Raw genomic sequence first — 14,267 nt, forward strand, 5'->3', positions numbered from 1 at the left:
ATGAAACGGCTAGAGCCATTTGATTTTCGGTTCAGTTTTGTTGAGAATTCGTTTGAGGTTGGCGATGTGTCTGTAGATCACAAAGCCAGCAAGAACGGCAACAACAATGATTAAGAATAGGTCTTTGGTGAATATGCTGTAAATGAATGTATAGATCCCGGTCAGCATAGATGATAGTGAAACATATTTACTAATGTATAAAAATAAGAAAAAAGCAGCGATCATCGTGATAAATAGGAATGGGGCATAAAATAGCAGCACACCGCCTGATGTAGCGACTGCTTTTCCCCCTTTAAATTTTGCAAAGACAGGAAAGCTGTGACCGATAACAGCAGCAACTCCTGCTAATAAGGGATGGATGTCCAGCTGCATGAAAAACGGTAAAGCTGAAGCAAGCGTCCCTTTTAGGATATCAGCAGTAATCACAATAGACCCTGCTTTTACGCCAAGTGTACGAAATGCATTCGTCGCACCTAGGTTTCCGCTGCCATGTTCACGGATATCGATACCCTTTGCAGCTTTCCCGACAATGAGACCGGATGGAATACTGCCGAGAAGATAAGCCAAAATAAACATCAAAGCAATTAACATCTGCATAACTCCTTTATATTCTCCCTCTTGTCTTACATTTTAACATGATCTTGTGAAAAACATGGGGAACTTTTTTTGAAAAAATCGAAAGCAGATGGATTCGGCTTTGTTTTTAAGCAGAAATTCGCTAAAATGGAGGAAAAGGAGTGTCTTGATGAACAATCCTACGAAAGAAGAAATCGGCCGTATATTAAAAAGCAGTAAACGAATTGCTGTTGTTGGATTATCAGATCAGCCGCACCGGACGTCTTATATGGTGTCTAAGGCGATGCAGGATGCCGGGTATGAGATGATCCCAGTGAATCCAACGATCGATGAAGCACTCGGTGTGAAAGCAGTCGCTTCTTTAAAAGATATAAAAGAGCCTGTTGATATCGTCAATGTCTTTAGACGTTCAGAGTTTTTACCAGAGGTGGCAGAAGAGTTTCTCGAAATAGACGCACCTGTTTTTTGGGCGCAGCAAGGCATATATCACGAAGAAGCGAAAAGGCTGATTGAGGAAAATGGCAAGGTCGCCATCATGGATTTATGTATCAAGGTGGCTCATGCGATGACAAAAACTCATTAAATCGTCAAAAATCCTTGGTTTTTCAAGGATTTTTGCTTTTTTGTTGCAGAAATATATTTGCGATTCTGAAAGAAAGCGATAAAATAAGGCGACAGGGACATATCGGCGGCCTTGCATATCGAGAAAAAGAGCGATAAGATCAATATAGAACATTTGTTCTGTTTTGATAAAACCATCATATGATTGCATTTGGCTTATGAAACAGTCTTGTTTATAATGGACTTCTAGTTCTGATTGCAGAATGTAGAATGATTCTCATAGCTGTGCAAAAGAGCATGTATTGGTGAATGACACATGCATGATGATGATGCAGCTTATTAAAGTGGACAGTAATGAGCAGCATGATCATCATTAAAATCTAGAGAGATCATTTGATGATTAGCCGGTTATGTTTGTTAGTGAAAGGGGATTAAGCATTTGGTTAAAAAGCAGCAAGTAGATTATAACGATGATTCTATTCAGGTGCTAGAGGGGCTTGAAGCGGTCCGTAAACGTCCAGGGATGTATATTGGATCTACGGATTCGCGCGGTCTTCATCACCTTGTCTATGAGATTGTAGACAACTCTGTCGATGAAGTGCTCGCTGGCCATGGAGATCATATCATTGTCAAAATACATAAAGATAACAGCATTTCCGTCCAAGATAAAGGGCGTGGAATGCCTACTGGTATGCATAAGCTTGGAAAACCGACACCTGAGATCATTTTAACGGTCCTGCACGCAGGCGGAAAATTTGGTCAAGGCGGATATAAAACAAGTGGTGGACTTCACGGAGTTGGGGCATCTGTTGTGAACGCGCTGTCAGAATGGCTCACTGTCACAATTGAACGTGACGGATTTATTTATCATCAGCGGTTTGAAAACGGCGGTAAACCTGTCACATCACTTGAAAAAGTCGGAAAATCGAAAAAAACGGGAACACTGATTCATTTTAAGCCGGATCCTACCATGTTCAGTGTCACGACCTATAATTTCGATACATTATCAGAGCGTTTAAGAGAATCTGCCTTTTTATTAAAAGGGTTAAAAATAGAGCTGATCGATGAACGGCATGATGTACAAGAAACGTTTTACTATGAGACAGGCATTGAAGCCTTTGTTGCTTATTTAAATGAAGAAAAAGATGTTCTCAGTGAAGTCGTCTCATTTGAAGGAGAGCATCAGTCCATTGAAGTAGATTTTGCTTTTCAATTTAATGATGGCTATTCGGAAAATATCCTTTCTTTCGTTAATAACGTCAGAACAAAAGATGGCGGAACACATGAGTCTGGTGCCAAAACGGCCATGACGAGAGCCTTTAACGAATATGCTCGCAAAGTCGCTCTTTTAAAAGAAAAAGACAAAAATTTAGAAGGCACTGATATTCGCGAAGGACTGTCTGCTATTATTTCTGTCAGAATTCCTGAAGAGCTGCTTCAATTTGAAGGGCAGACAAAAGGAAAGCTTGGGACAAGTGAGGCACGTTCAGCTGTTGACGCTGTCATTTCTGAAAAACTTGCGTATTTCCTTGAAGAAAACCGGGAAACAGCCACTCTTCTTGTGAAAAAAGCGATTAAAGCGCAGCAGGCAAGAGAGGCTGCTAGAAAAGCCCGTGAAGAAGCAAGGAGCGGCAAGAAACGGAAAAAGTCTGAAGCCACGCTGAGCGGAAAATTAACACCTGCTCAATCTAGAAACCCAGCAAGAAACGAACTATACCTAGTAGAGGGTGACTCAGCGGGCGGGTCAGCAAAACAGGGGCGCGACCGTAAATTCCAGGCGGTGCTGCCGCTGCGCGGAAAGGTCATCAATACAGAAAAAGCAAAGCTTGCTGATATTTTCAAAAACGAAGAAATCAACACCATTATTCATGCAATTGGTGGAGGCGTCGGTGTCGATTTTAATGTAGAAGACATCAATTATGACAAAATCGTGATCATGACAGATGCGGATACGGATGGAGCGCATATTCAAGTGCTTCTATTAACATTCTTCTACCGCTATATGAAGCCGCTGATTGAGCATGGCAAAGTGTTTATTGCACTCCCGCCTTTATATAAAGTCAGCAAAGGCTCAGGGAAAAAAGAAATCATTGAGTACGCATGGTCTGATGAAGAAATGGATGATGTATTGAAGAAAGTTGGAAAAGGGTACACGATTCAGCGCTACAAAGGGTTAGGTGAAATGAATGCCGACCAGCTATGGGAAACGACAATGAATCCAGAATCGAGAACACTTGTCAGGGTCAAAATTGATGATGCTGCACGTGTGGAACGCCGCGTCACAACTCTAATGGGTGACAAAGTAGAACCACGCCGTAAATGGATTGAAAAGAATGTCGCCTTTGGACTTGATGAGGAAAGCAACATTCTTGAAAATGAAAACTTGTCGCTAGCTGAGGAGGTTTAAACATGGCACAACAAGAACGATTTCATGATTTACCATTAGAAGAAGTAATCGGCGACCGCTTTGGCCGCTATAGTAAATATATTATCCAAGACCGTGCGCTTCCAGATGCACGTGATGGACTAAAACCTGTACAACGAAGAATTTTATATGCGATGTATGCAGAAGGAAATACGCAGGATAAAAACTTCCGTAAAGCCGCTAAAACAGTCGGTAACGTGATTGGTAACTATCACCCGCACGGAGACTCATCTGTTTATGAAGCGATGGTAAGAATGAGTCAGGAGTGGAAAGTACGAAATGTACTGATTGAGATGCATGGGAATAACGGGAGTATCGATGGTGATCCGCCTGCTGCCATGCGTTATACGGAAGCAAGGCTGTCTGCTATTGCTTCAGAGCTTTTAAAGGACTTAGACAAGGAAACGGTCGAATTTGTCGCAAACTTTGATGATACAAGTAAAGAGCCCGTTGTATTACCAGCGATGTTCCCAAACCTTCTTGTGAACGGATCAACAGGGATTTCAGCCGGCTATGCCACAGATATCCCTCCGCATCACTTGGGAGAAGTCATTGATGGCGTTATTAAACGAATCGAACAGCCCCATTGTACGGTTGAGGATTTAATGACGGTCATCAAAGGGCCAGATTTCCCAACAGGTGGTATCATTCAAGGTGTAGCCGGTATTAAGAAGGCGTATGAAACAGGAAAAGGAAAGATTATGATTCGAGGCAAAGCGGAGATTGAAACCATCCGCGGCGGACGCCAGCAAATCGTGATCACAGAAATTCCTTACGAAGTGAATAAAGCCAATCTTGTCAAAAAGATGGACGAGTTCCGAATTGAAAGAAAAGTAGAAGGCATTTCAGAGGTCCGAGATGAAACAGACCGTACTGGGCTTCGAATCGTAGTAGAGCTGAAAAAAGAAGCAGATGCAAATGGTGTGCTGAATTTCTTATATAAAAACTCAGATCTGCAAATCCCATATAACTTTAATATGGTAGCGATACATAATCGAAGACCGACCTTAATGACGCTCACCACTGTACTAGATGCATATATTGCCCATCAAAAAGAAGTGGTGACGAACCGCTCAGCGTACGAGCTTCGTAAAGCGAAGGAACGCCACCATATTGTCGACGGATTGATTAAGGCACTTTCCATCTTAGATGAAGTTATTGCCACAATCCGCTCCTCTAATGATAAGCGTGATGCAAAGAACAACTTGATGGCGAAATATGACTTTACAGAAGCACAATCAGAAGCGATTGTTTCACTCCAGTTATATCGTTTAACGAATACAGATATTACGCAATTAAGAGACGAAGCAAGAGAGCTAGATGTGCGCATAGCAGAGCTTGAAGACATTTTAGCGAACGAGAAAAAGCTGCTGAAGGTCATTACAAACAGCCTGAAAAAGCTCAAAAAGACATATGCTGATGAGAGAAGATCCGTTATTGAGGAAAAAATCGAAGAAATTAAGATTAACCTTGAAGTGATGATCGCATCAGAGGATGTTTATGTGACAGTCACAAAGGATGGTTACATTAAGCGAACAAGCCAGCGCTCCTATGCTGCCTCTAACGGTAAGGACTTTGGCATGAAGGATACTGACCGGTTGATTCATCAGTTTGAAATGAATACAACGGATGTTCTTCTGCTGTTTACGAATAAAGGAAGCTACATTTATTGTCCTGTTCACCAGCTGCCAGATATACGCTGGAAAGACATGGGGCAGCATATTACGAATATCATTTCGATTGATCGCGAGGAATCAATCCAAAAAGCCATTCCAATAAAAGAATTTGATGAAACGTCATATCTTTTATTCTTTACGAAAGGCGGAATGGTGAAGAAAACGGAGCTTCTTCAATATAAAGCGCAGCGTTATTCGAAACCGCTTGTTGCCTTGAACCTAAAAGGTGACGATGAACTCGTCGATGTTCATGTCACAACAGGACAGCAGGAATTGTTTATTGCAACGAAAAATGGTTACGGTTTGTGGTTTGATGAAGAAGAAGTAAGTGTTGTTGGACCGAGAGCGGCCGGCGTCAAAGGAATCAACTTGAAGGAAGGGGACGAGGTAGTCTCTGGCCAGATCATTGATCCGAAAAACGATGTCCTTGTGCTCACGACACAAAGAGGGGCTGTAAAGCGAATGAACCTCTCTGAATTTGATAAAACATCAAGAGCGAAACGCGGAGTTCTTATGCTGAGAGAATTAAAGAAAAACCCGCACCGTATTGTGGCTGTGATCGCTGCAGCGCTGCACGATACACTTGAGATAGATACCGAAAAAGGTACAACGATTCCACTTGATATTTCTACTTTAAGAGCAAATGACCGCTATAGCAATGGATCATTTATTGTAGATGAGGAAGAGCAGGGAGAAGTGACTCATGTCCTTCTGACACCTGAACCTGCACCAGATGATAATAAATAAGCAAACGAAAACCCCCTGCGACTGGCAGGGGGTTTCTTTTATATACGGGTCATTTAGCTCTCGTGGTTGCCAAACATGCTTGTAATGGCGTGCACTACTTCAATTCCTTGGTAGACGAAAAGAGAAAGTGAAGTGACAGAGAAAAGACCTAGAATGAAAATTCTTAAGAAAAATAACATCGTGTAAAACCTCCCAATTTTTGTTTTGATTTAGATGGTTGGGTTAAACACGAGCTTGTCGGAAATAAGAAGATTGATAGAACACTGCAAGTAAATGCTTCTTTTTCCGGTCAAATCGATCAGTATGAGTGATGCGTGCAAATCCAGCTGTCATACTGCCAATAATCAGCAGTGCTGTAAATGCGGCAAATACTGCGTTCACATGTTTTTGTTTCTTTTCATCGCCCATTGTCTGGACGATTTTCATTTCATGTGATTCTTGATCGGCAACCACCTTAGCATGATGGTATACCTGAACGGAATGAGGCATTGAGAACAAATGAAAACTTGCAAGTGCTATGCATAAAACACCTAATTTTAATAGCATATTTTTTTTCATTTTTCTCACCCCTTCCTGGTTATTTTCATGATCTTACCACGTTTTCAGTTATTTGAAAAGTCTTATTTTTTTACTTTCCCTCTTTAAAAAAGCGATAAACATCACGACATCTATAGGACTGTTTCACTTCATGAAAGGTTTCAATTTTATTTTTTAAATTTAAAAAAAGTGCCATGATCACAAAGGATCAGACACTTTTAGTCGCTTGTAATGAATGTGGTTTTGCTACAGCTTTAGTAAAGATTCCTGCAATACATATGGCAAATAGAACAAAGATAAAGGCATGAAGGAGTCCAACCTGATTGGCAAGCAGCCCTAAAATAGGAGGACCGGAAAGGGAGGCTGTGTAACCAGATAAGGTCACAATACTAACGCGTTTGACAGCGTACCGGCTATCATCGCCAGCAGCAGAAATGGTCAGCGGAAAGCCTAAAGATGCGCCAAGTCCCCATAAAAAGATTGATATCATACATACAACAAGTGAAATCTTCAAAATGACTAAGAATAGGCCGGCAGCTGCTGATAAAATCGCAACTCTTAGCAATAATACTCTGCCAAAGCGATCGATCAAACGTCCGCTGATCAGTCTGCCGCTAATCATGCCGCACAAAAACAAAGCATAGATGACTGTACTCATGGAATGTGAAACTTGGTAGCCATCCACCATTGCAAGTGGAATCCAATCATTGGCGGAGCCTTCGACAAACGCAAGACATAAGGCGATCATCGCAAGAGATATCGTTCGTTTGTTCAGCCATGCCGTTTGAGTAGGCTCAACTGTATCGGACTGTTTCTCATGCTGATCCTTTCCTGTCCCGTGCGGAATAAACCGTGTACAAATCAATATGCTGAGGAAAAGCAGAAGGGCAATAGCGAGAAGGTGTATCAATACAGAAACCCCTAAATGGATAAAAAGAATACCAGCACCTGCTCCAATAAAAGTCCCAATGCTAAAGGAAGCGTGCAATATAGGCAGAATGGTTTTCTTGATGCTGTACTCAATCTCTGTTCCTTCTAAGTTCATCGCTACATTGCACATGCCAGAGCCTGCGCCAAAAAGAAAAAGACCAGAAGTGACGACAAAGATAGAAGAGAGTGTTGAACCAATGGCAAGAGTAGTAAATCCAAGGAACATCAAAAAAGCACTGATCACAATCGCCACTCGGCCGCCTTTTTTGCGGACGAATACATTTGAAAGAACAAGCCCAACAATTGAACCAACGGATAAACCGAGTAAAATAAGTCCCATTGTTCCTGTGTTTGCTTGTAATAAATCTCTCACTTCCGGTGTCCGTGAAAACCATGTAGAAATGGAGATACCAGACATCGTAAAGATCACAATAATTGCTTTATACCACTTTAATTCCATCTAATCCCTCACATTTAAAGATATATATGTTATTGAACAAATCTACTCGATTATAAATGAGACTTGCTGATTCGTAAATAACTTGCTGGAGGAACAAGGTCAATTCTAGTCAAAAGAAATCATTCCTTCCCAATTCTTATGATGAGAAGGTAAAATAAACATAAAGGGGGCGGTAGGATGTAATCATATCGCATCGGTATAAATAGAAGGGAGGAGGAGACCAACATGAAAAGTGAAAAGGAAAAAATGATTCAAGGAGAACATTATGTATCTAGTGACCAAACACTGATCGCAGATCGTGAAAGAGCGAGACAATTGACATACGCATATCAGCAAACCAATCAGCAAGAAAAAAGAACATCCATTTTAAAGGAATTATTAGGCGCTTGCGGAAATGATGTCGTTTTTGAAGGAAGACTGCAGTGCGATTACGGATACAATATCGAGATTGGTGAGCATTTTTTTGCGAATTTTGATGCAGTGTTATTAGACGTTTGTAAAATTACCATTGGACATCATTGTTTATTAGGTCCGAATGTACATATTTATACGGCTGGACACCCGCTTGACCCGATAGAACGTGCAAAAGGCATTGAATTCGGCAAACCAGTCACCATTGGAAACCATGTATGGATTGGCGGCGGTGCTATTATTAATCTAGGTGTCACAATTGGCGACAATGCTGTCATTGCATCTGGTGCCGTTGTGACAAAAAATGTTCCAGCAAATGTGGTGGTTGGCGGAAATCCTGCGAAAATCATTAAATATCTTGATGAATCAAAATCTGGCGAATAACGTTGGATTTTGATTTTTTCTATTTTGTCTCAATAAGATAAGTATACTTAATTTTGAGACGAGGGAAATTCATTGTTTGTTTAACTTCCTAGAATATATATTATGTAAACTAAGAAATGAGAATACATATTTGAGTGTCGATATTTAATTTCACAACCTCTACCACCTTCTCAATAAATTAGATCGGTCGTAAAGGTTGTGCCTTTCCTTATTGGCTGCTACAGTAAATTAAATACTTTGGGATATTTCGTTTAAAAATATTTTTCTCTTTTCATCTGTTGTTAAATTAACTCTCGAAAAATGAATCCATTTGGTGTCTTCATTTTTAAGTCCCAAGTCAGCAAGAGTTCGGTTAATAAAAACGCTTTGAATCGCATTCCCACCTTCAGATTCTATATAATCCTTATCTGTTGTAGATGTTGAGATCACGGTTGTTTTTTTAATATATGTCAACAAACCTTTTAAAGCCCCAGTGTTTTGATCTTCTAAGAATGCGAAACCTCTTAACATGACTTTATCAATAAATCCTTTTAAAATTGCAGGTAAATCCCACCACCAGACAGGAAATATAAAAATTAATTCAGTTGACTGACTTAATTTCTTTTGATAATCCTTAACTAATTGATCAGGCGTTTCTCCTTTATGAAAATACTTCAATTCCTCAGCTGAAAAAACGGGATTGAACCCATCTTTATATAAATCAATCACTTGAAATGGTTCTCTCTTTGTTTCTAGATTTTCTGTAATGGAAGTCAAAATGGCATGATTATAGCTTCCATCCCAAGGATGTGCATAGACAATTGTTTTCATGATTCATTCACCCTTTTTTGTTATTTTCATCATATTTTGATGTACATTCATTTTATTGTATGCTATAACGTACTACAAGTACGGTAATTAAAGTGCGATACTAACCTAAAGGAGAGTGTGAAATGACCAAAGAATCCTTTACAGCTCATGCTGATCTAAAAGAAACTGGATTTGGGTACACTTTATCATTAATTGGTGGGAAATATAAGATGACGGTACTGTATGCTTTATATGCAAACAATGCGCCTATTCGCTATAATCAGTTGAAACGAATGCTTGGGGCAATCTCTTTTAAAACATTAACCAATACACTAAAAGAACTTGAAGCAGATCAGTTAATTAATCGTAAAGAATATCCTCAAGTGCCTCCAAAAGTAGAATATAGTTTATCGGAAAAGGGATTATCATTGATCCCTGTATTAGATGCGATTTGCTATTGGGGTGAAGAACAAATGAAAAAATAGTTAGACGTTGAGTGAAATTGTACTTTTAGGCAAAAGGGTGTACATTCAGTCAAAAAAAGAGCATCTCTCTTGAGATACTCTTAGAACATTGATAAATCTCATGGAATATTAAGTTGTCTTTCTCTTATTTTTTGTTTGAGTTATGCTGCAAATAAACAACATGAGTTTGTAAAAATTCTTCTAAACCATGTTTACCATCTGCTCCGCCAATTCCAGATTTCTTACGACCTGCGTGGAATCCTTGAAAAAAATAGAGATTCCAAATGGAAACTCTATTTTTTATATCAACCAACCTTACACAATGAAATAAAAAGCTTTTAAAGGTCCATGCACACCTACTACCAAATTCATTTCGATATCTGCAGAATTACTTGGTCCAGAAATAAAGTGAATACAAGAAGCAACAGCTTCTCCCTTTTCAACACGTTGGTTTAGGTCAGAAACAGCCTGTGTAATACGTGCCACAATCGTTTCACGCGGGATAATCGTGACATAGACAGTCGGCAAAAAGTGAAGTGCGCGCCCTTGTCCCTCATGAGTTTTTACAACGATTGTTCCTGACTCGGCAAGTGCATAGTCACTGAATGTAATACCAATATTGGCTTTTTCGGCGAGGGAATGATTCGCTTCACGTCCTCTTTTTGAATCCCATACATGTACCTCTATATTTTCTTCCGGCCATTCTTTTTCAAGTAATTCTGTTAAGCCATATTCTTTGAAACGTGAATCTTGGGCTGTCATTACAGGCCCCCCGCCATGTTCAGCAACAATTTTCTTTAAAGCTTCAGCTAAGTGATCTTTTGTTGTTTCAAAAACAGTAGTATGAATTTTGCTGCAGTGCTCTGTGAACGTAGCGATTAACTCCTTTTCTGTATAACCTTTCATTACATCCCAGTTTACGTTATTCTTCCACTCTGGACGTACAACACCACTTATTCGTCTTTCCCGTCCCAGCTGTTTAGCCACATGATTTAAAAAAACTTCCTGATTTTGAGCTGTTCCTCTCATTACTTTTCACCACCTTTTTTATGATTGTCAAACCAGTCTCGAAAACGTTCTTTACTTGGAGCTGGGAATTCTCGAATTTCAGTCCAATTTTTTAATGGGCCAATTCCTTTGGAGACTCGATCTCCTGATACAATGGGCTTCATAGCTGCAGGTGCCATTTTTGTACCTAGTTTGTATAGAGCAGCAGATGATGCTCCCATTCCAAACATTTTCATCGCTAGTTTCTCACCGAGAGGAGCACGTCCTTCTTTTTCAACAATTACTTGACGATGTTTTAAAAGTAGTTCGTGTAGCGGAATTTTAACTGGACAAGCATCAGTACATGCTGCACAAAGAGTTGATGCATATGGCAGTTCTTTATAATCGTCATATCCACCTAAAAGTGGACTTAATACTGCACCAATGGGCCCCGGATAGATAGAGCCATAAGAATGTCCTCCGACATGACGATATACTGGACATACATTAATACATGCTGCACAACGGATGCATTGTAATACTTGTTGGAACTCAGACCCTAAGATTTCAGAACGGCCGTTATCAACGACAACAAGGTGAAATTCTTCTGGACCATCTGCCTCTTCTTCATATTTAGGCCCTACTGTTGTAATGTAACTCGTTAGCTTTTGCCCTACTGCACTTCTGCAAAGCAATCCAACGAGTACATCCAGCTCCTCCATTGTTGGTACAAGACGTTCCATTCCCATTACAGCGATTTGCGTTTTTGGAATAGCAGTTACAAGATCCGCATTTCCTTCATTGGTCACTAAACAGATTGATCCTGTATTTGCAACGGCAAAGTTGCAACCGGTGACACCGATTTCTGCTTCAAGAAATTTTTCGCGCAGGATTTTACGAACAAATTTTGTCATCTCGTAAGGATCTTCCGATTTTCCATAACCTAGTTTTTCTTGAAATACATCACGAATTTGTTCTTTTTTCATATGAAGAGCCGGCGCTACAATGTGGGAAGGTGGTTCATGATCATCAACTTGCAAAATGTATTCGCCAAGGTCACTTTCTACTACTTCACAACCTATGTCTTCTAAAGTTTTATTCATTTCTATTTCTTCGGTTACCATTGATTTTGATTTCACGACTTTCTTGGCTTGTTTTTTTTCTGCAACTTCCTTCATGTATTGAGCGGCGTCTTCTTTTGTTTTCGCAAAAAAGACATGTCCCCCGCGTTTTGTAACATTTTCACTTAATTGCATTAAGTAATAATCTAAATTCTCCAGCGTGTGTTGACGGATTTGCTCCCCTAAATCGCGCCATTCTTCCCAGTTCCCAAGCTCTTCACTAGCTGCCAAACGACGTGTATATAGGCGTTCTTGAGCTGTAGACACAGCTTCACGCATCGTAGAATCTTGGATTCCTTTATCAATACGTTCATTAAATTTTTTATCACTAATTTTCATGCTCATGTCGTGTTCCCCCCTTGAATTAACGGCTATTTAATACCTCTGCAATATGCAGTACCTGCGCTGATTTTCCTAAACGTTCTATTCGTCCTCCAATATTCATTAAACATCCACAATCTGCACTAATTAAATAGTCCGCACCGGTCTGTTCAACACTTTCCACTTTTTCGTCTACCATTTGTTCAGATATTGGCATCATTTTCACAGAAAAAGTTCCACCAAATCCACAGCAATTTTGGGCGTTGGGAAGGTGCTCAACCTCTAATTCTTTTACATTAGAAAGCAGCGTAAAAGGTGCTTCCTTCACACCTAGCAAACGTGTCATATGACAAGATGTATGATAGGTCGCTTTCCCTTTTAAACGTGCCCCTACATCTGTAACCTTTAACACCTCTACGATAAATTGAGTTAGTTCATACGTTTTCTCAGCAAGCCGCCTTGCTCGCTCCTCCCATTGAAAATCTCCTTTGAATATATGTGGATATTCGTGGAACATTGCTGCACAAGAACCAGAGGGAGTTACTATATACTCTGCATCTTCAAAGGTTTGGATCATATTTTTCGCTGCTTGCTTGGCTTCGGCAGCATAGCCACTATTATAGGCGGGCTGGCCACAACATACTTGTGATGTAGGAAATGATACTTCACAACCAAGGTGTTCAAGTATCTCAACTGTTGCCTTACCGACATTCGGCTGGAAAGTATCAATTAAACATGTAATAAATAAGCTCACTTTCAATTTTAAAACCTCCTCTTAACGAATATTTAGATTTACCTGATCGGCTGATGACTGAAAAATAAAAGCAGGCCCCTTCTCTCATAAGTATTTTATTGTGTATTCTCCATGTGAGATGAATATGATTCCCTTCAATTAGCACGCGTAGAGTGGAAAAAACATTGAGTTGTAACCTATTCATCTAAAAAGGAATCCTTGTAATATAAACAAGGGAATTGATCTATTAGACCCTTCCCCTGACTGTATCTCTTTGTAAATTTACTAGTTAGCCTTTCATGATTTTTTAGGCTAAAACAGAGTTTCTTTTTGTTAATACATCTTGCTCATATTGTTTCACTTCTTCCAGCCATGTTTCTTTTACAGGCACGCCCATTTTTTCACAATAGTAATCCCAGATTGCACCGAAAGGATACGTTTTGAATTCCTCTATTAATGCTAATCTTTCTGTAAAGTTTCCATCTTCCTGTAACTGTTTTAAATGTTCATTTGGTACTAACATTTTAATAAATAATGAAAATCGTCAGGAACCATTAGAAAAGATTTTGCATTTTCTAAAATCTCCGGATGATTTTGTTTGATTGAATAAAGTTGATAAATCGTATTAAATTTTTGAAATTGAATTCCTGTCTCTAGATACAGACGTTCCTTCATGAATGTTTTAAAAACCTCATCCATCATCCCGTCTGTTCTCGAATCGCGATAGGCAACAAAATCTGTTAAAGGTTTGTTCCATTCATCTAGTAAAACAAAGTCTACTGCCCATGTATCAATACCGATACTTTCTGGAGATAATCCCATTTCACTACATTGATGAATTCCCTTTTTTATTTCTTCAAATAATCGATCAAGCTCCCAGCAAAACTGGCCATTTTTTTGGACCATTTTATTCTCGAAACGGTGGATTTCTTTTAGATTTAAACGTTCATCTTCAAGATGACCCGCTATTAATCTTCCACTAGAAGCACCAATATCAACTGCTAAACAACATTTCTTCATTTTAATCACCCTTTGCATGAGAGCGTTTGCTTATGTCTTTATATTAAGCCAGCTAAAAGGAGAAAATAATGTCTAAAATGATTTATTTATTGTCCTTATTTGCAATTGTTTAAAATAAAAAAGAA

15 protein-coding genes and 1 pseudogene are annotated in these 14,267 nt (G+C 39.5%); 6 read left to right on the top strand and 10 right to left on the bottom strand.

The window, feature by feature from the left end; all coding sequences use genetic code 11:
* Window positions 1-9: 9 nt before the first annotated feature.
* A complete protein-coding gene (gene plsY, locus NSU11_RS08865; protein WP_024425146.1) occupies window positions 10-591 on the bottom strand; it encodes a glycerol-3-phosphate 1-O-acyltransferase PlsY in 582 nt (193 codons plus the stop codon).
* A 75-nt stretch (window positions 592-666) separates the two neighbouring features.
* Here plsY and NSU11_RS08870 point away from each other — a divergent pair, with 75 nt between their 5' ends.
* From NSU11_RS08870 to parC, 4 genes are all read left to right on the top strand, one after another.
* The gene (locus NSU11_RS08870; RefSeq protein ID WP_254966706.1) at window positions 667-795 is read left to right on the top strand and encodes a hypothetical protein; all 129 of its coding nucleotides are present in this window, start codon (window positions 667-669) and stop codon (window positions 793-795) included.
* On the top strand, window positions 746-1,159 hold the full coding sequence (locus NSU11_RS08875) for a CoA-binding protein (RefSeq protein WP_024425147.1): 414 nt from the start codon (window positions 746-748) through the stop codon (window positions 1,157-1,159). Before NSU11_RS08870 ends, NSU11_RS08875 begins: the two co-directional genes overlap by 50 nt.
* A gap of 417 nt (window positions 1,160-1,576) precedes the next feature.
* A complete protein-coding gene (gene parE / locus NSU11_RS08880) occupies window positions 1,577-3,544 on the top strand; it encodes a DNA topoisomerase IV subunit B (protein ID WP_039178939.1) in 1,968 nt (655 codons plus the stop codon).
* 2 nt (window positions 3,545-3,546) lie between these two features.
* Window positions 3,547-5,985 carry a DNA topoisomerase IV subunit A gene (gene parC, locus NSU11_RS08885; RefSeq protein WP_197172873.1) on the top strand — a complete coding sequence of 813 codons (2,439 nt, stop codon included), beginning with the start codon at window positions 3,547-3,549 and terminating at the stop codon, window positions 5,983-5,985.
* Window positions 5,986-6,038: 53 nt separating this feature from the next.
* On the opposite strand, the gene NSU11_RS08890 is transcribed toward parC, so the two are convergent.
* The 3 genes from NSU11_RS08890 to NSU11_RS08900 all read right to left on the bottom strand — a co-directional run bounded on the left by NSU11_RS08890 (window position 6,039) and on the right by NSU11_RS08900 (window position 7,912).
* Window positions 6,039-6,164, bottom strand: coding sequence for a hypothetical protein (locus NSU11_RS08890; protein WP_254966705.1), 126 nt, complete (start codon window positions 6,162-6,164; stop codon window positions 6,039-6,041).
* Between the two features lie 43 nt (window positions 6,165-6,207).
* A complete protein-coding gene (locus NSU11_RS08895; protein ID WP_024425150.1) occupies window positions 6,208-6,543 on the bottom strand; it encodes a hypothetical protein in 336 nt (111 codons plus the stop codon).
* Between the two features lie 187 nt (window positions 6,544-6,730).
* The gene (locus NSU11_RS08900; protein ID WP_185854437.1) at window positions 6,731-7,912 is read right to left on the bottom strand and encodes an MFS transporter; all 1,182 of its coding nucleotides are present in this window, start codon (window positions 7,910-7,912) and stop codon (window positions 6,731-6,733) included.
* 225 nt (window positions 7,913-8,137) lie between these two features.
* Here NSU11_RS08900 and NSU11_RS08905 point away from each other — a divergent pair, with 225 nt between their 5' ends.
* Window positions 8,138-8,707, top strand: coding sequence for a sugar O-acetyltransferase (locus NSU11_RS08905; protein ID WP_185854438.1), 570 nt, complete (start codon window positions 8,138-8,140; stop codon window positions 8,705-8,707).
* 228 nt (window positions 8,708-8,935) lie between these two features.
* Here the strand turns inward: NSU11_RS08905 and NSU11_RS08910 are convergent, their stop codons facing one another.
* Window positions 8,936-9,517 (bottom strand): NAD(P)H-dependent oxidoreductase, encoded by a 582-nt coding sequence (locus NSU11_RS08910; RefSeq protein WP_125587376.1) that lies wholly within the window; start codon window positions 9,515-9,517, stop codon window positions 8,936-8,938.
* A gap of 122 nt (window positions 9,518-9,639) precedes the next feature.
* Between NSU11_RS08910 and NSU11_RS08915 the strand changes: the two genes are divergently transcribed.
* Window positions 9,640-9,981: a helix-turn-helix domain-containing protein gene (locus NSU11_RS08915; protein WP_024425154.1), complete on the top strand. Its 342-nt coding sequence runs from the start codon at window positions 9,640-9,642 to the stop codon at window positions 9,979-9,981.
* Between the two features lie 294 nt (window positions 9,982-10,275).
* On the opposite strand, the gene NSU11_RS08920 is transcribed toward NSU11_RS08915, so the two are convergent.
* The 5 genes and pseudogenes from NSU11_RS08920 to NSU11_RS08940 form a co-directional block, all read right to left on the bottom strand.
* Window positions 10,276-10,989, bottom strand: coding sequence for a lactate utilization protein C (locus tag NSU11_RS08920; protein ID WP_034621986.1), 714 nt, complete (start codon window positions 10,987-10,989; stop codon window positions 10,276-10,278).
* Window positions 10,989-12,413: a LutB/LldF family L-lactate oxidation iron-sulfur protein gene (locus NSU11_RS08925; protein WP_212051903.1), complete on the bottom strand. Its 1,425-nt coding sequence runs from the start codon at window positions 12,411-12,413 to the stop codon at window positions 10,989-10,991. The genes NSU11_RS08920 and NSU11_RS08925 overlap by 1 nt, the downstream gene beginning before the upstream one ends.
* A gap of 19 nt (window positions 12,414-12,432) precedes the next feature.
* Window positions 12,433-13,149, bottom strand: a complete 717-nt coding sequence (locus tag NSU11_RS08930; RefSeq protein WP_149126614.1) for a (Fe-S)-binding protein — start codon at window positions 13,147-13,149, stop codon at window positions 12,433-12,435.
* Between the two features lie 280 nt (window positions 13,150-13,429).
* Window positions 13,430-13,645 (bottom strand): annotated as a pseudogene (locus NSU11_RS08935) (L-rhamnose isomerase); the annotation flags it as partial.
* Window positions 13,639-14,160, bottom strand: a complete 522-nt coding sequence (locus NSU11_RS08940) for an FGGY family carbohydrate kinase (protein ID WP_326848831.1) — start codon at window positions 14,158-14,160, stop codon at window positions 13,639-13,641. The pseudogene NSU11_RS08935 and the gene NSU11_RS08940, both read right to left, overlap by 7 nt.
* Window positions 14,161-14,267 lie beyond the last annotated feature (107 nt).

Source organism: Bacillus sp. FSL R5-0712, assembly GCF_038593285.1.
Classification (GTDB): Bacteria; Bacillota; Bacilli; order Bacillales; family Bacillaceae; genus Bacillus; species Bacillus safensis.